This window comes from Novosphingobium sp. BL-S-33 (assembly GCF_056857025.1).
In genome coordinates, this window is the sequence record NZ_CM166474.1 from 635,528 (window position 1) to 651,536 (window position 16,009).

At 66.4% G+C, this 16,009-nt stretch carries 18 protein-coding genes; 7 read left to right on the forward strand and 11 right to left on the reverse strand.

Going from position 1 to position 16,009, the window contains the following annotated elements:
- Window positions 1-99 precede the first annotated feature (99 nt).
- Complete coding sequence (locus AC1VVM_RS02840) at window positions 100-261, reverse strand: hypothetical protein (RefSeq protein WP_482902703.1); 162 nt, start codon at window positions 259-261, stop codon at window positions 100-102.
- A 177-nt stretch (window positions 262-438) separates the two neighbouring features.
- Here AC1VVM_RS02840 and AC1VVM_RS02845 point away from each other — a divergent pair, with 177 nt between their 5' ends.
- Window positions 439-999: a hypothetical protein gene (locus tag AC1VVM_RS02845; protein WP_482955813.1), complete on the forward strand. Its 561-nt coding sequence runs from the start codon at window positions 439-441 to the stop codon at window positions 997-999.
- 493 nt (window positions 1,000-1,492) lie between these two features.
- Here the strand turns inward: AC1VVM_RS02845 and ruvB are convergent, their stop codons facing one another.
- The 6 genes from ruvB to AC1VVM_RS02875 form a co-directional block, all read right to left on the reverse strand.
- On the reverse strand, window positions 1,493-2,533 hold the full coding sequence (gene ruvB / locus AC1VVM_RS02850; RefSeq protein ID WP_482955814.1) for a Holliday junction branch migration DNA helicase RuvB: 1,041 nt from the start codon (window positions 2,531-2,533) through the stop codon (window positions 1,493-1,495).
- A gap of 82 nt (window positions 2,534-2,615) precedes the next feature.
- Window positions 2,616-3,224, reverse strand: coding sequence for a Holliday junction branch migration protein RuvA (gene ruvA, locus AC1VVM_RS02855; RefSeq protein WP_482902706.1), 609 nt, complete (start codon window positions 3,222-3,224; stop codon window positions 2,616-2,618).
- A 60-nt stretch (window positions 3,225-3,284) separates the two neighbouring features.
- Window positions 3,285-3,797 carry a nucleoside deaminase gene (locus AC1VVM_RS02860; RefSeq protein WP_482902707.1) on the reverse strand — a complete coding sequence of 171 codons (513 nt, stop codon included), beginning with the start codon at window positions 3,795-3,797 and terminating at the stop codon, window positions 3,285-3,287.
- Between the two features lie 31 nt (window positions 3,798-3,828).
- Window positions 3,829-4,305, reverse strand: a complete 477-nt coding sequence (gene ruvC, locus AC1VVM_RS02865; protein WP_132389875.1) for a crossover junction endodeoxyribonuclease RuvC — start codon at window positions 4,303-4,305, stop codon at window positions 3,829-3,831.
- A gap of 4 nt (window positions 4,306-4,309) precedes the next feature.
- Complete coding sequence (locus AC1VVM_RS02870; RefSeq protein WP_482902708.1) at window positions 4,310-4,660, reverse strand: DUF3147 family protein; 351 nt, start codon at window positions 4,658-4,660, stop codon at window positions 4,310-4,312.
- Between the two features lie 14 nt (window positions 4,661-4,674).
- A complete protein-coding gene (locus AC1VVM_RS02875) occupies window positions 4,675-5,439 on the reverse strand; it encodes a YebC/PmpR family DNA-binding transcriptional regulator (RefSeq protein WP_132389871.1) in 765 nt (254 codons plus the stop codon).
- Between the two features lie 218 nt (window positions 5,440-5,657).
- On the opposite strand from AC1VVM_RS02875, the gene AC1VVM_RS02880 reads away from it, so the two are divergent.
- On the forward strand, window positions 5,658-6,380 hold the full coding sequence (locus tag AC1VVM_RS02880) for a CPBP family glutamic-type intramembrane protease (RefSeq protein ID WP_482902709.1): 723 nt from the start codon (window positions 5,658-5,660) through the stop codon (window positions 6,378-6,380).
- 112 nt (window positions 6,381-6,492) lie between these two features.
- On the opposite strand, the gene AC1VVM_RS02885 is transcribed toward AC1VVM_RS02880, so the two are convergent.
- Window positions 6,493-6,729, reverse strand: coding sequence for a DUF2312 domain-containing protein (locus AC1VVM_RS02885; RefSeq protein ID WP_132389867.1), 237 nt, complete (start codon window positions 6,727-6,729; stop codon window positions 6,493-6,495).
- Between the two features lie 328 nt (window positions 6,730-7,057).
- On the opposite strand from AC1VVM_RS02885, the gene sugE reads away from it, so the two are divergent.
- The gene (gene sugE / locus AC1VVM_RS02890; RefSeq protein WP_482956326.1) at window positions 7,058-7,375 is read left to right on the forward strand and encodes a quaternary ammonium compound efflux SMR transporter SugE; all 318 of its coding nucleotides are present in this window, start codon (window positions 7,058-7,060) and stop codon (window positions 7,373-7,375) included.
- A gap of 43 nt (window positions 7,376-7,418) precedes the next feature.
- Here sugE and AC1VVM_RS02895 read toward each other — a convergent pair whose 3' ends face one another.
- Window positions 7,419-7,730 carry a DUF1244 domain-containing protein gene (locus AC1VVM_RS02895; RefSeq protein WP_482902710.1) on the reverse strand — a complete coding sequence of 104 codons (312 nt, stop codon included), beginning with the start codon at window positions 7,728-7,730 and terminating at the stop codon, window positions 7,419-7,421.
- Between the two features lie 77 nt (window positions 7,731-7,807).
- Here AC1VVM_RS02895 and pyk point away from each other — a divergent pair, with 77 nt between their 5' ends.
- Together pyk and AC1VVM_RS02905 are read left to right on the forward strand one after the other, a co-directional pair.
- Entirely contained in the window at window positions 7,808-9,292 is a 1,485-nt protein-coding gene (pyk, locus tag AC1VVM_RS02900) for a pyruvate kinase (protein ID WP_132389863.1), read from the forward strand.
- 9 nt (window positions 9,293-9,301) lie between these two features.
- Window positions 9,302-9,931, forward strand: coding sequence for a LysE family translocator (locus AC1VVM_RS02905; protein ID WP_482902711.1), 630 nt, complete (start codon window positions 9,302-9,304; stop codon window positions 9,929-9,931).
- Between the two features lie 147 nt (window positions 9,932-10,078).
- Here AC1VVM_RS02905 and AC1VVM_RS02910 read toward each other — a convergent pair whose 3' ends face one another.
- Window positions 10,079-10,741 (reverse strand): YggS family pyridoxal phosphate-dependent enzyme, encoded by a 663-nt coding sequence (locus tag AC1VVM_RS02910; RefSeq protein ID WP_482955815.1) that lies wholly within the window; start codon window positions 10,739-10,741, stop codon window positions 10,079-10,081.
- Here AC1VVM_RS02910 and AC1VVM_RS02915 point away from each other — a divergent pair.
- Together AC1VVM_RS02915 and AC1VVM_RS02920 are read left to right on the forward strand one after the other, a co-directional pair.
- A complete protein-coding gene (locus AC1VVM_RS02915; RefSeq protein ID WP_482955816.1) occupies window positions 10,740-11,312 on the forward strand; it encodes a thiamine phosphate synthase in 573 nt (190 codons plus the stop codon). The genes AC1VVM_RS02910 and AC1VVM_RS02915 overlap by 2 nt on opposite strands.
- Before the next feature lie 121 nt (window positions 11,313-11,433).
- Window positions 11,434-13,890, forward strand: a complete 2,457-nt coding sequence (locus AC1VVM_RS02920) for a DNA translocase FtsK (protein ID WP_482902714.1) — start codon at window positions 11,434-11,436, stop codon at window positions 13,888-13,890.
- Between the two features lie 370 nt (window positions 13,891-14,260).
- Here AC1VVM_RS02920 and AC1VVM_RS02925 read toward each other — a convergent pair whose 3' ends face one another.
- Window positions 14,261-15,883 (reverse strand): M20/M25/M40 family metallo-hydrolase, encoded by a 1,623-nt coding sequence (locus AC1VVM_RS02925; protein ID WP_482955817.1) that lies wholly within the window; start codon window positions 15,881-15,883, stop codon window positions 14,261-14,263.
- Between the last annotated feature and the right edge of the window lie 126 nt (window positions 15,884-16,009).

Consider the following 16,009-nt stretch of genomic DNA (forward strand, 5'->3'; position numbering starts at 1 on the left):
CCTTGTGCGGGGCGGGGTTTTTCTTTGGGTGGTGGAGTTGGAGGTGGAGCGGTGCAGAGCAGCGTCCGCCTCCTACCACCTCGTCATCCTGAACTTGTTTCAGGATCCATCGGGCCGCCGGCGCTGTGCCTTGATCGGTAAATCGCGATCGCCGCGCTCTTCGCGCGACTGTTCGGGATGGCTAAGAAATTGATCCTGAAACAAGTTCAGGATGACGGTACTCCCCAGCGAACCTAGCGCCGGGTCCAGAACCTGAACCATCGCCCTCCCCGCTTGTCGCCCCCGCGAAGGCGGGGGCCCCGCTTGTTCTTCCTCACAACACCAGACACGAAAAGGGGTGAGCGCCCCCCGACGCCCACCCCCCTCGCCAGGCATCCGCGGTGGCGCGGACCGCCCGGTCAGGCCGTTTTTCTACCCGCCAGCCGCTGGCGGCCGACAATGGCCGCCGCAGCGGCCCCGAACAGGATCAGCATCGGCGGCGCCGGGACGTCGTGCGGCGGCCGACCGCCGGATGACGAACTGGTGTGGCCACCGGACGACGAGGAACTGGTGCTCGACGAGGTCGACGAAGAGGTCGAACTGGACGAGGACGTGGAGGACGACGTCGAAGAGGACGACGAGGTACTCGACGAGACGTTACCCGAACTCGACGTGCTCGTGCTGGTGGAGACATTGCCCGAGCTTGACGTGGTCGACGTCACGCCGCCCGTGGAACTGGTGGTGGTCGAGGTCAGCCCGCCCGTCGATGTGGACGAGGAGGTAGAACCGCCGCTGGTGCTGGAACTGGAGCTGGACCCGCCCGAGGACGACGATGTCGATCCCCCGCTGGAGGTGGAACTGATCACGACGCTGCCGCCGCCCGAACTGCCGCCGCCGAAGAAGCCGCCGAAGAAACCGCCGCCAAAGCCGCCGCTCGAACCGCCGCCGCCGACCACCACCGGCACGGCGCCGCCACCCCCGGCCATAATCGGCGCCGCCACGGGGGCGGGCGGAACGTAAACCGGCGGCATCACGGTGGCCATGACAGGCTCGGTCGGCCGGGGAATCTCGCGGCGCGCATGGGCCGGGGCGCGGGGCGGAATGACGCGGCGGGCGGGCTTGGTCACTTTCGCGACTTTGGCCTGCTTCAGCTTGTGATACTCCACGCCGCTTGACTGCGTCTCCGCGACGTGGACCGCGCCCCCGCCGATGATAGCGCAGCCCGCCGCGCAGGCAGACAGTTTCGCCAAGGCCATCCGAACCGACATACCGTCTCTCTTTTCGCTCCTTCGGACCTCCGGGGCAGCGGCCACTGCCGCATGAGACCGACTTGTCACTAACAAGCGCAGAGACCGGTTAAAGGAACAATGCCATTAACCGGGATTCGAGGGCCCGAAGGCATTAAATCGGGTTAGTTTTGGCAGTTGACTGCAAGACTGTGCCGATGCGGGACTGTTGTGTCGTCCGAATGTAAATCCCGCCGACAGTTTTCCGGAAAAATCCCGCCCCGTTCTCAATCGACCTGCGAATCGAAAAGGCCGCCCTGCGGACCCTGTGGGTTTTGCGGGGGCGACATTCCCAGATGCGTCCAGCCGCGATCGTTCAGGCAACGCCCGCGTGCCGTGCGCGCGATGAGGCCCAACTGGATAAGGTAGGGCTCGATCACTTCCTCGATCGTGTCGCGCGGTTCGGACAGCCCCGCCGCCAGCGTCTCGACGCCGACCGGACCGCCCTTGTAGATATCCGCGATCATTCGGAGATATCGCCGGTCCTGCGCGTCGAGCCCGATCGAATCGACTTCGAGCCGCGTCAGCGCATCGTCGGCGATCTCAAGCGTGATCACGTCCGACCCGGCGACATGCGCGAAATCGCGCACGCGGCGCATCAGCCGTCCCGCCACGCGCGGCGTACCGCGCGCGCGCCGGGCGATCTCGGTCGCCCCGCCCTTGTCCATGCCGATCCCGAGCAGGCCGGCCCCGCGCGTGACGACTTTCTCCAGTTCCTCGACCGTATAGAACTGCAAGCGCACCGGGATGCCGAAACGGTCGCGCAGCGGGGTCTGGAGCAGGCCCTGCCGCGTCGTCGCGCCGACCAGCGTGAACGGCGGCAGATCGATCCGCACCGAGCGCGCCGACGGCCCCTCGCCAATGATAAGATCGAGCGCGCGGTCCTCCATCGCCGGGTAGAGCACTTCCTCGACCACGGGATTGAGGCGGTGGATCTCGTCGATGAACAGCACGTCGCCATGTTCGAGATTGGTCAGCAGAGCGGCAAGATCGCCCGCCTTGGCGATCACCGGGCCGCTGGTGGCGCGGAACCCCACGCCCAATTCGCGTGCGACGATCTGCGCCAGCGTCGTCTTGCCGAGCCCGGGCGGGCCGAAGAACAACGTATGGTCCATCGCCTCGCGCCGCGACTTGGCGCTTTCGATGAAGACGCGAAGATTGTCCTTCGCCGCCGCCTGACCGACGAATTCGGCAAGCGTCTTCGGCCTGAGCGCCGCGTCGGCGTCCTCGGGCTGGCGGGCGGAGGTGAGTATGGGGTTATCGGTCATGAACTCGGCGCCTGCCGCGAAATGGACCCTGAAACAAGTTCAGGATGACGGGGGACACGTATTTGGGCGGTGTGAGTGCCCGTCACCCCGCAGCCCTCTTCAGCGCGACCCGCACGAGGTCGTTCAGGCCCGCCTCCTCGCCCAGTTCCTCCACCGCCTTGCCGACGGCCATGCTGGCGATCGCAGGCTTGAAGCCAAGGTTCTGAAGCGCCGAGACCGCATCCGCGCTGGAATTGCCCGCAGGCGCCGCCACGGCCGAGAGTCCGGGCATGCCCGGCACCGTGGGCATCCCGCCCGCCTTGTCCTTCAACTCGTTGACGATGCGGCTGGCCAGCTTCGGCCCCACACCATTGGCGCGCGCGACCATGGCGGAATCCCCGCCCGCGCAGGCACGCTGCAATTCTTCGGTCGTCAGCGCCGACAGGATCGCCAGCGCCACTTTGGAGCCGACGCCCTGCACCGCCGTCAGCAGACGGAACCAGTTGCGCTCGGCCCCGCTGGTGAAGCCGATCAGGCGCTGGTCGGTCTCGGAAACCTGCATCTCGGTGTGGACGACAACCTTGTCCCCCCGGATGCCGAGATGGTCGAGCGTGCGCGCCGAACAATGGACGAGATAACCGACGCCGTTGACGTCGATGATCGCCCAGTCGGGGCCGGTGTCGTCGAGCAGACCTGTAAGCTTGGCGATCATGGTTTGTTCCTATGGCAGGAACGGAATCGCGAGGCTAGCCCCAATCCTCGACGGTCAGCCTCAATCGTTGGCCTGCCGGTCCTCGGGCACGTCGTCCCACGGACGATAATAGAGCGCCGCGCAGTCCGCCGCGAGCACGCCGGCGGTCAGGGTGAGATCGTCCTTCCAGGCGTCCGCAACGAAATCGAAGGTCGAAAGGTGCCGCGCCTCGAAATACATCGGGTGCACGTCCGCGCGGCCGGCGCCGTAGACGATGCGGCTCACGCCTGCCCAGACCGCCGCCATCGTGCACATGCCGCAAGGCTGGAGCGTGGAGTAGAGCGTCGCGCCTTCCATCCGCATCCGGCCGAGCGCCTTGCCTGCCGCGCGGAAGGCCTCGATCTCGGCATGGGCGGTGGCGTCGCAGCATTCGGCGGTACGGTTCACACCCGAGGCGACCAGCTTGCCGTCCAGCACCACCAGCGCGGCGATCGGCGTATTGGCGGGGTCGGTGCCCTTGCGGTCCATGGCGAGGGTCAGCGCCTCGCGCATCCAGTTGGCGTCGGTCCGGGTCTTGTCAATCTTGTCCATCATGGGGCAACGGCGCTGCCCGGAGCCGGTTCCGTTACCGGTGGCTGCCGAGCATGTTGGCGTGGGTGATGGCGACGGCCAGCGCGTCCGAGGCGTCCTCGCCCGCCAGCTTCACGCCGGGCAGCAGCACTTTGAGCATATGCTGGATCTGCTTCTTGTCGGCGCCGCCGGTGCCGACCAGCGCCTTCTTGATGACCTTGGTGGAATATTCCGCCACCGGCATCCCCGCCCGCGCGAGGCTGAGCATGGCAACGCCGCGCGCCTGCCCCAGCTTCAGCGTCGACTGCGGGTTCACGTTGACGAAGACTTCCTCCACCGCGCCCGAATCGGGGCGGTGATGGAGGATCACGTCGGTCAGCGCAGCGTCGAGTTCGACCAGCCGTTCGGCCATCGACAGCTTGGTGTCGGTACGGATCTGCCCATTGCCCACGTGGCTGAGGCGGCTGCCGCTCTTGGCCACAATGCCCCAGCCGGTGCAGGTGAGGCCCGGATCGAGGCCGATGATAATCATGATGTCAGACCTTGAGGCCGAGGCGCGGGCCGAAATGCACCATCAGCAGATAGAGCGCGACCGTCAGCGCGCAGCCGGCCAGCAGCGCCAGCCAGAACCCTACGCCATGCCGCAGAAGAGCCGGGATCAGCAGGAACATCGGCAGCGAGGGCAGAACGTACCAGAAGGTCGCCCCGGCATGGACCGCCATGTTCTCGGCATCGGGCCGGGCATGCCACAGCAGGATCATGCCCAGCACCGAAACCAGAGGAAGCGAGGCGACAAGCGCGCCCATCGCGGGCAAGCGCTTGCCGATCTCGGCGATCGCCACGATCATCGCGCCGGATATCAGCGCACGGGCGATCAGGGCCAGCACTTCAGGCCAGGCCCTTAGGCCAACTTGGCCATGACCTCGTCGGAGATCTCGTAGTTGCCCCAGACGGTCTGGACGTCGTCGTCGTCTTCCAGCGTATCGACCAGCTTCATCAGCGTGCCGGCCGAATCGGCATCGACATCGACGCTGAGGTTGGGCTTCCACGCCAGCTTCACGCCCTCGGCTTCGCCAAGGACCTTTTCCAGCTCGCGTGCAACTTCGTGCAGCGAATCGATCGAGACCCAGATCTGGTGGCTGCCCGGGTTCTCGTCGCCATCGCCCATGTCGCTCTCGACATCGTCGGCGCCGGCTTCGATGGCGGCTTCGAGAACCTTGTCCTCGTCACCCACGCTGGCGGGGTACTCGATCAGGCCGAGACGCTCGAACCCGTGCGAAACCGCGCCCGAGGCGCCAAGGTTGCCGCCGTTCTTGGCAAACGCGGTGCGCACGTTGGTGGCGGTACGGTTGCGGTTGTCGGTCAGAGCCTCGACGATGATGGCGACGCCGCCGGGGCCGTAGCCCTCGTAGCGCACTTCCTCGTAGTTCTCGCTGTCACCCTTGCTCGCCTTGTCGATGGCGCGCTGGATGTTGTCCTTGGGCATCGACTGCGCCTTGGCCGCGTTGACGGCGGCGCGCAGGCGCGGGTTCATGTCCGGATCGGGCATGCCCATCTTCGCGGCGACAGTGATTTCGCGGCTGAGCTTGCTGAACTGCGCCGAGCGCTTCTTGTCCTGCGCACCCTTGCGATGCATGATGTTCTTGAATTTGGAATGGCCTGCCATGGGTCCGCTCTTGCTTCGCTCGTTTGCCTGCCCACGGATCGTTCCGCGAGGCCCGGTGAATGAGGTCCGGTGAATGATGTGTCGGGCGCCTTACAACAGCCCGGCACCCAAGGGCAACCGCCCGTTCCGGCAAGTCAGCCCGCACGGGAGCCTGCACGATAGGATGTGCGGCATCGCACAACGAATTGGCAAGGAAGCCCGGAGTAACAGTCCATCACATGGCCACCCGGATCGACATCCCCGCCCCGTCCCGCATGCCCGGCGTGCTGCGCGAACTTCCGACATTCCTGAAGCGACCGGCGCTGCTGACGCCGATCGGCCTGCGCTCTCGCGAGGGGTGGACGGCGCTCGGCACGATGGAGATTCTCCACATCGCCGGGCTCTTTCTGGTGGTGCTGCCGCTGTTGAGCCTGTGGCAGCAGGCGATGCACCTGCCCTCGCCCGATGCTTTCGACAAACTGCCTTCGGGCTGGCTGCTGCCCTTTGCCGTCGCCGTCGCGCCAATGGTGGAAGAATCAATCTTCCGGGGCTGGCAGACCGGACGGCCCCGCGCGCTGTGGCTGCTGGCCTGCGCGGTGCTCTTCGCGATTCTGGCGGTCTATGCGAAAGCCGTGGGCCCGGTGGCGCTGATAGCCCTGCTGCTGGTGCTGGCGGTGGCCGCGCTGGGAGGGTGGATTCGCCTGCGCAAGCGGCGCGAACCTCCGGCGGGCTATATTGCCGCCTATCCGGCGATATTCTGGATCGTGGCGCTGCTGTTCGCGGGCGTCCACCTGATGAACTACCCCAGCGTCTCTATGCTGTCGCTGCCGATGGTGCTGCCGCAACTCTGGGCGGCGCTGATGCTGGGCTTCACGCGCCAGCGTATCGGCCTGCCCGCCGCGATGCTCCAGCACGCCGGCGCCAATGCGGCGACCTTGGTGCTGGTGCATTTCGGCGTTTGATTTTGCGGCACCGGCCCTCTCCCCCACCCGATCTCCCCTACCGGGGTAGAATTTTGGGAGGTCGGGTGGGGGAGAGGGCCGGTGCCGCTTCCGGGCCTAGGCCCGGACAAGATCAGTCGATGCCGAGCGCGGCCTTGTAGGTATCGAGGATCATGTCCATTTCGCGGCGATCGTCGGGCTTCATCTTACGGATGCGGACGATCTGGCGCATGATCTTGACGTCATAGCCCACGGCCTTGGCTTCGTTGTAGACGTCGCGAATGTCGTCGCCGATGCCCTTCTTTTCTTCTTCGAGGCGCTCGATACGCTCGATGAGGAGGCGCAGGCGATCGTCGGTGGTTTCGGCCATCGGGTAAAACTCCGGAAAATATCGTGATGAATCTGGGTAGGCGGGCGCTGATAGCGGCTGCGTGAGATTTGGGCAAAGCGGGAGGCTGTGGAAATCCTGTGCGTAGTGCGGGATAAGTCCTCGGCCCATCTCCCGCCGCTCCTCGCCGTTGCCTTCCCGGCCCGGCTCGCCTATCTGGCCGGGACGGCGACCACGTTCCCGTTTCGCGCGTCCTTGCGGTTGCGCGAACTCTCAAGACCGGGACGGCCCGGCAACCTGTTCATTTGAATGGCCCTCCGTCCGGATGGCCGTCCGCTGGAATTGAAGGTTGCCCCGAATGCCCGGAACCCTGCCCTGGATCGTCCTCGTCATCGCCGGTCTGTTCGAAGTCGTCTGGGCTTCGGCGATGAAGCAGTCCGAGGGATTCAGCCGCCTCTGGCCCAGCGTGATCACGATCACCTCGATGTTCGCCAGCTTCGGCCTGCTGGCATGGGCAATGCGCACGCTGCCGCTCGGCACGGCCTACATGGTCTGGACCGGGATCGGCGCGCTGGGGGCCTTCGTGGTGGGAATCGCGGTGCTCGGAGAGGCGGCCAGCCCGCTGCGGCTTGCCGCCGCCGGGCTGATCCTGATCGGGCTGGTGCTGATGAAGCTCGCCAGTTCCTGACGCCGCCTGCTCCGATGTTGTCGGACTAGTCTCTACACCGTTTTCAATGCGATCCGCCGTTCTTCTTCAGGCTCTCTTCCATCCGCGCGAGCTGCTCGGGCGTCGCTTCGGACTGATAGGCGGCTTTCCATTCGCCGAACGGCATGCCGTGGATCACTTCGCGCGCCTCCGCCTTGTCGCCCGGGAAGCCGGCGTCGCGGATCCAGTCGGCCAGGCAATTGCGGCAGAATCCAGCCAATCCCATCAGATCGATGTTCTCGGCATCGTGGCGCGTCTGCAAGTGCCTGACCAGGCGGCGGAAGGCCGCTGCCGCCACTGCGTCATCAAGATCGTCTATAGAGTTGTTTTCGTGCATGGCGCGTCGCTTGGTCCTTGGTTTGTCAGACAGGCTTTGCCATAGGTCGCACCAATACAGGAAGAGGCACACTGACCTTGGCAACCACTCCCCCGTTTCGCCGTTCGCCCCATCATCGCGGCATCAAGCGCCAGCGCAAGGTCAAGATCCTTGCCACGCTGGGCCCCGCCAGCCGCGACAAGGAGACCATCGCCAAGCTGCTCAAGGCCGGTGCCGACGCGTTCCGCGTCAACATGAGCCATGGCGACCATGACACCCACCGCGAGACGATCGCCAATATCCGCTGGGTCGAGAAGGACCTGATGCGGCCGGTGGCGATCCTGTGCGACCTGCAAGGCCCCAAGCTGCGCGTCGGCACGTTCGCGGAAGGCAAAGTGTTCCTGCGCCACGGCGCGCACTTCACGCTGGACCGCGATCCCACGCCGGGTGACGAAAACCGCGTCTGCCTGCCGCATCCCGAACTCTTCGGCATTCTCGAAAAGGGCCAGCGCCTGCTGATCGACGATGGCAAGCTGCGCCTTGTCGTCATCAAGCCCGAAGCCGATTCGATCCTCTGCACCGCCGAAGTCGGCGGCATGATTTCGGACCGCAAGGGCGTGAACGTGCCCGATACCATCGTGCCGGTGCCCGCGCTGACCGACAAGGATCGCCGCGACCTTTCCTTCGCGGTGGAACAGGGCGCCGACTGGATCGGCCTCTCCTTCGTCCAGCGTCCCGAGGACGTGGCCGAAGCGCGCCGCCTGATCGGCGGCCACTGCGCGCTGATGTCGAAGATCGAAAAGCCCGCCGCGGTCCAGTCCATCGACGGCATCATCGAACTGTCGGACGGCATCATGGTCGCCCGCGGCGATCTCGGCGTGGAACTGCTGCCTGAGGAAGTGCCGCCGATCCAGAAGCACATCATCGCCAAGACCCGCGCGGTCGGCAAGCCGGTGGTGGTGGCCACGCAGATGCTGGAATCGATGATTACCAGCCCCTCGCCCACGCGCGCCGAAGTGTCCGACGTGGCCAATGCGGTCTACGACGGCGCCGATACGGTCATGCTCTCTGCCGAAACGGCAGCGGGCCAGTGGCCGGTCGAGGCCGTGACGATCATGGACCGCATCGCGGTGACCGTGGAAGCCGATTCCACCTATCGCGAACGCATCCACCTCGCCCAGACTCCGCCCGACGCGACCACGGCGGACGCGCTTTCGGCCTCCTGCGCAACGATTGCCGATACCCTGCCGATCGAGGGCATCATCGTCTTCACCGGTTCGGGCGGTTCCGCCCGCCGCGTGGCGCGCGAGCGTCCGGCCGCGCCGATGCTGGTGCTGACGCCTTCGCCGAAGACCGCGCGCCGGCTTGCCCTGCTGTGGGGCGCGCATGCCGTCACCACCAAGGACATCGGCAGCTTCGAGGAGATGATCGCCAAGGGCAAGCGCATGGCGCTGCGCCACGGCTTCGGCGCCGCCGGCACCCGCCTTGTCGCGCTGGCCGGCGTGCCGTTTGGCGTGCCCGGCTCCACCAACCTGCTCCATGTCGTCACCCTGACCGGCAACGAGCTGGACACGCCCAACTAAGGAACCCCGATGGCGCTTCACACCCTCTGGATCTACGCGGTCGCGGTCTTCCTGCTGAGCGCGACGCCGGGCCCGAACATGCTCCACGTGCTTTCGCGCAGCGTGGAACTGGGCGTGAAGCGCACCATCGCAACAATGGCGGGCTGCCTGCTGGGTCTCGTTACCCTGCTGACAGCCTCCGCCGTCGGCCTTGGCGCGCTGCTTCATGCGCTGCCGGGGACATTCACGGCTTTGCGCCTTGTCGGCGCCGGTTATCTGCTGTTCCTTGCCGTCAAGGCATGGCGCGCGCCGGTTTCCGAGGATGACGGTGTTGCCCAGACCGTCCGGCCGGAGGTTTCATGGCTGGCGCTGCTGCGGGGTGGCTATGCGATCTCGATCAGCAATCCCAAGGCGATCGTCTTCGCGGCGGCCTTCCTGCCGCAGTTCATCGACCCGGCCCGCCCGCAGGCGCCGCAGTTCGCCATTCTGGTGGCCGTCTTCGCGGTGATCGAGGCGTTCTGGTACTCTGTTTACGCGTTCAGCGGCCGTGCGCTGTCCCACCACCTCGGCCGCGCTGGCGTGAAGCGTGCTTTCAACCGGCTGACCGGTGGGTTGTTCGCGGGCTTCGGGCTGTCGCTGCTGGCGTTTCGGATGGCTTGACGGGAGCTGTCCTCCCCGGGACGGGGAGGTGGCAGTCCGCTGAACTGACGGAGGGGATTCTCGTCCTCGCGCAATGTCAGTGTAAACCGCGAGTCCCCTCCACCACCCTGCGGGTGGTCCCCCTCCCCGTGCCGAGGAGGACTTAGGTTATCCCCGCGCCCCAAATAGCGCACTGCCCACACGCACATGCGTCGCGCCGAGCATGATCGCGGTCTCGAAGTCCTCGCTCATCCCCATCGACAGGCCGGAGACGCCATTATCCCGACCGATCTTGGCGAGCAGCGCGAAGAACGGCGCCGCCTCGATCCCGGCTGGCGGCACGCACATCAGACCGGCAACCGGGATCTGCGCCTCGCGCGCCAAAGCCAGCAGTGCGGGCACTTCGGCAATCGGGCAGCCGCCCTTCTGCTCTTCCGCGCCGATATTCACCTGCACGAAGCAGGGAACCCGCCGCCCGGCCTTGTCCATCGCCTTGCCCAGCGCCGAGACCAGCGAAGGCCGGTCGAGCGAGTGAATGCAATCGAACAGCGCCACCGCGTCATCCGCCTTGTTCGACTGAAGCTGGCCGACAAGGTGAAGCGCAATATCGGGATGCGCCTCGCGCAGTTCCGGCCACTTGGCCTCGGCTTCCTGCACGCGGTTCTCGCCGAACACGCGCTGGCCCTCGGCGATGAGCGGCAGAATGTCTTCGGCCGGATGGGTCTTGGAAATGGCGACGAGTTCGATGGCCTCAGGCTTGCGGCCGGCGATGCCGGCGGCATGAGCGATCTGGGCGCGAACGGCCTGAAGAGGAGAAGCTGGCTGATCCATGGCGCGCTGCTATAGCGTCCCCGTGCCGAACCGCCAGCCACCACATCCAGACTTTTGGCCCGACATCTGGCTCATCAGCGACGTACGGAACGACGCGGCGCTGAAAAAAGCGCTCGCGCGGCTGCCGCGCGGATCGGGGCTGGTGTTCCGGCACTATCACCTGCCGCCCGCCGAACGCCGTGCCCGTTTCGAGGCGCTTCGGCGCACGGCGCGCCGCTTCGGCCATTGGATCGTGCTGTCAGGCACGCCCCGCGAGGCCCGGCGGTGGGGCGCGGACGGCGCTTACGGCGCCCCGGAGCGGCTGGCGAGCGGCCCCGCGACGCTGCGGCTCGTCACGGTCCATTCGCTGCACGAACTCGCCAAAGCCCACCGCGCGCGGGCGGACATCGTGCTGATTTCACCGGTTTTCGCCACCCGCTCGCACCCCGGCGCAGCGACCCTCGGGCCCACGCGATTCCACTTGCTCGCCGCCCATGCGCGGGTACCAGTCATCGCGCTTGGCGGTATGACGTCACGCCGTGCCCGCACCCTGCCCACCCGCAAGTGGGCCGCCATCGCCGCGTTCGGCTAAGCGCCTTCACACCCCGCCCGGGCGCGCAAAAGCAAACACCCACAGGCTTGTTCACGGTCCATTCTTGACGGCGAGTCCCCCGCCGACGCAATATTGCGGGCCGAAATCAAGGGAAATTCCAATGGCGACACGGCCCATCGCACCCGGACGGCGAATCGCCAAACCGGACTGGCGCGCAGTGCTCAAGCGGTCTCTGCGCCGTGCGACCGAACTGGGCGGCGCACTGCTGCTCTTTGCGGCGATGGTGTTCCTTGCCGTGGCGCTGCTGAGCTACCACCAGACCGATCCCTCCGCCTCCACCGCCGCCGGCGGCCCGGCAGAGAACTGGGCGGGCCCGGCGGGCGCCTGGGTGGCGGAGCGCGTGCTGCTGCTGTTCGGCCCGGTTTCGGCGCTGTTCGTGCCGCTGCTCTACGTCTTCGCGCGCAAGCTCTGGCTGCTGGTGGAAGAGGAAGACAGCGAGGTCGAGCATTCGAACCAGCGCTGGTGGCGCCCGGTCTTCGTGCTGGCGCTGGCCATGATGCTGATCGCCACGGTGCTGAGCCTCGCGTTCCCGCAAGCCGGGGCGACCTCGTCGGTGCTGGGCCTGACCTTCGTCCAGCCGGGCGGCACTCTGCCCGCATCGATGGGCGGGATTTCCGGCCTGTTAGGGGCCTGGGCAATCACCTCGCTGGCCGCGCTGCTGCCGGGCATGTTCGCCGGATGGCTGACTTTCGCGATCGCCGTGGTCTGCCTTGGCGCGGGGCTGATGCTGGCGGGCAGCGTCTTCGCGTGGGACTGGGGCCGCCTGCTCACCCTGCCCGGCCGCATCGGCCGCCTGCCCGCGCGGGACGAGGCATCGCCGCGCACGGCTGAAACGGAAAAGGTCCGCGAGAAGTCACGCGAAAAGGCCCCGAAAGCGCAGTCCGCCCCGTTCATGGACGATGATTTCGACGATGAGCCGGCCGCGGCAGGCGCCCGCGAACCGGCCGCCAAGCCGCGCAAGGCGCCCGAGATCAGCGATCCCAAGGCCCCCGCCTCGCCCGCGCAGCTCAATATCGGCAATCGCCAGAAGGACATGTTCGACAAGTTCGCGCTGCCCGGCCTTGAACTGCTCAACGATCCACTGCCGAACTCGCAGCCCAAGATCGACAAGCTCAGCCTCGAACGCAACGCGCGCCTGCTGGAAACCGTGCTCGACGACTTCAATGTGAAGGGCGAGATTACCGCGGTGCGCACCGGCCCGGTCGTCACCATGTACGAACTGGAACCCGCGCCCGGCATCAAGGCCAGCCGCGTGATCGGCCTGGCCGACGATATCGCCCGCAACATGTCCGCGATCTCGGCCCGCGTCTCCTCGATCCCCGGCCGCACGGTCATGGGCATCGAATTGCCGAACGCGGACCGCCAGATGGTCTCGTTCAAGGAAATGGTCGCCTCCGAGGCCTTCGCCAACCACAAGGGCATGCTGCCGATCATCCTCGGCAAGGACATCGCCGGCGAGCCGGTGGTGGCGGACCTTGCGACGATGCCACACTTGCTGGTCGCCGGTACCACCGGCTCCGGTAAGTCGGTCGGCCTCAACACCATCCTGCTCTCGCTGCTCTACCGCCTGACGCCGGCGCAGTGCCGCCTGATTCTGGTCGATCCCAAGGTGCTGGAACTCAAGAGCTACGACGATATTCCGCACTTGCTCTCGCCAGTGGTGACCGAGCCGCCCAAGGCCGTGCGCGCGCTCAAGTGGGCGGTGGAGGAAATGGAGCGCCGCTATCGCCAGATGAGCGAGATCAGCGTCCGCAACCTCGCCAGCTTCAACGAGAAGGTCCGCGCCGCCGCCGCCAAGGGCAAGCCGCTCGGACGCCGCATCCAGATCGGTTTCGACCCCGAAACGGGCGAGGAACTCTACGAGGATCGCCAGCTCGATTACGAGACGCTGCCGCAGATCGTCCTCATCGTCGACGAATTGGCCGACCTTATGGTCACCGTCGGCAAGGAAATCGAAGTGCTGATCCAGCGCCTCTCGCAAAAGAGCCGCGCGGCGGGCATCCACCTGATCATGGCGACGCAGCGCCCCTCGGTCGACGTCATCACCGGCGTCATCAAGGCTAACCTGCCGACGCGCGTGTCCTTCGCCGTCACCAGCCGCATCGACAGCCGCACCATCCTGGGCGAACAGGGCGCCGAGCAGCTGCTGGGCAAGGGCGACATGCTCTACAAGCCCAGCTCCGACCCGGTGAAGCGCGTCCACGGCCCGTTCGTGTCGGACGAGGAAGTCGAACACGTCGCCGATCACTGGCGTGCGCAGGGCAAGCCCGACTACGTCGATGCCGTCACCAACGAGCCGGAGGAAGGCTCGTTCGGCTTCGATGACCTCGACGCCACTGCCTCCGACGCGCCGGAAGAGCGCAAGTACCGTCAGGTGTGCCAATTGGTGTTCGAGAACCAGAAAGTCTCAGTCTCGTGGCTCCAGCGCCAAATGGGCGTGGGCTACAACACCGCCGCCAAGTGGGTGGAGCGCATGGAGCAGGACGGCTACGTCGGCCCGGCGAACCATGTCGGGCGGCGCGATATCTATCGAGATGAGAACGGCAGCCCGCTTTAACGCAGGCGGTGGCGGGAGCGTTCAGGCGTTCACGCGCTCGGGCTTTCGGCCCTGCATCGCCGCTTCCACCAAAGCACCCCGTCGCCCCCGCGAAGGCGGGGGCCCCGCTTCTTCTTTTTTTCAGCACGCGGAGGCGCAGAGGGAACGGCGGATCACCGCACGGTCTCTCTGCGCCTCCGCGTCTCTGCGTGAACTCAAGAAAGCGGGGGCCCCGCCTTCGCGGGGGCGACGGGATTCTTAATCCGTTGGGAGTGCCCGTCGGACCGAAGTTTGAATGGGCGGCGAAGGAGTATCCACGCTAGCCGGGACACCCCTCCGTCAGTCCTGCGGACTGCCACCTCCCCTTGCAGGAGAGGAAGCCCCAGCCCCCTTACTGCGCGTTGGGATCCTTCACGACGAACGGATCGGCCTTGCTGGGCTTCGTCGGCAGCGGCGGACGGGGCAGTTCGGTGTCCGAATTCGCCGCCTGCCAGAGCATGCCCGCCATGATCGTCGCCGCCTGACGGATATCGTCCGCCTTCATATGGTCGACCGTGTCGATGCTCGAATGGTGGACGCGGCTGCCGTAGTCGAGCGGATCCTGAAGGAACTGGTACGCGGGCAGCCCGATCGCCTGCATGTACTGGTGATCGGTGCCCCCGGTCCGCCCGGCGACGACGCTGTCTGCGCCCATCGAGGCGAAGGGCTTCAGCCACTTCTGGAGCGTCGGGATCGCGGCGATATTGCCCTCGCCATAGATGCCGCGGATCTTGCCCGAGCCGTTGTCGAGGTTGAAATAGGCCTTCATTTCCGAATAACCGGGCTTGGTCGCGATCGGCCAGGCGGTGGTCCAGCGCTGCATGCGCTCCAGACCCAAGACGTTGGGATCGAGCCCGCGCGTCGCCATGTGCTGTTCGATATAGGCGATCGAGCCGAGCAGGCCCTGCTCCTCGCCCGTCCACAGCGCGAAGCGGATCGTGCGGCGGGGCTTGGGCATCTTGGCGAGAATGCGCGCCGCCTCCATCACCACGACAGTACCCGCGCCGTTGTCGCTGGCGCCGTCGCCGGCGATCCAGCTATCGAAGTGGCCGCCCGCCATGACGTAGCCCGCCTTGGGATCGCGGCCGGGAATGTCGGCGATCACGTTGGCATCGTCGAGGTTGCTGCGGTCGAACCGCGCGGCGATCGCCATTTCCATCGTGGGTGCCTTGCCAGTGACTTCGAGTCGGACAAGACGGCGGTAATCCTCGGCAGCAAGCTCCATGAAGGGCAGCGCCAGCCCGTGATCGGGCGCGAGGTTATAGCCTTCGCCGTGGACCAGCCCGCCGTCGCGCACGCTCATGCGCACCATGCCCACCGCGCCTTCGGACTTGAGGAACTCGGACAGTTCGCCCGCGAACATCACCCGCTTGATGAAGCGAGCGTCATCCTCGTCCTCGCCCGTCGGCAGGTCGAAGTGGTCGTTCTTGGCGATATCGCCGGCCTCAAGGCGGCGGAACGCGGGCTTGTCGGGCTCGCTGCCGGTTCCGGGCAGGCTGACCATGACGATCTTGCCCGCCAGCTTGCCGCGCCATGCGTCGAAGTTCTCCTTGCGCGTCATCGGCGCAAGGATCACCGGCGCGCGCAGCGTGCCCGTGGTCGCGGGAGACCACGCCACGGGGATCGCGCGCATCACCAGAGGACGCGGCGAAACCATCGCTGCCGACCACGAATCGAGGTTCCAGCCCATGCCGAAGCGGTAAGGCTCCTTGTGGACGTTGGAGAGGCCATAGGCGGCGAACTTGGCCACGGCCCAGTCCCGCGCGCGCTCGATGTTCTCCGAATGGGTGAGGCGCGGGCCGATGCCGTCCATCAGTTCGGAGGCACTCGCCATCGCCTGACTGTGGCTCAGCCCCTCGTCGATGACCTTGTCGATCTGTGCCGAGGCCTGAGCCTCGCCGGACTGCGCGTCCGCCATGGACAGCGGTGCCGTCACCAGAGCCATGGCGGCCCCGGCCAGTAGAAGTGCTCGCATCGGATATGCCCCTTTGAATGCGCCCGACCGCTCGATGGCCCTTCGTTCGGCCCGGCAGTCTTGATTCCCGACGAAAAGCGGGATTGCCGTGCAAGGTCAAGCAAGGACATACGAGCGGCGACGGCC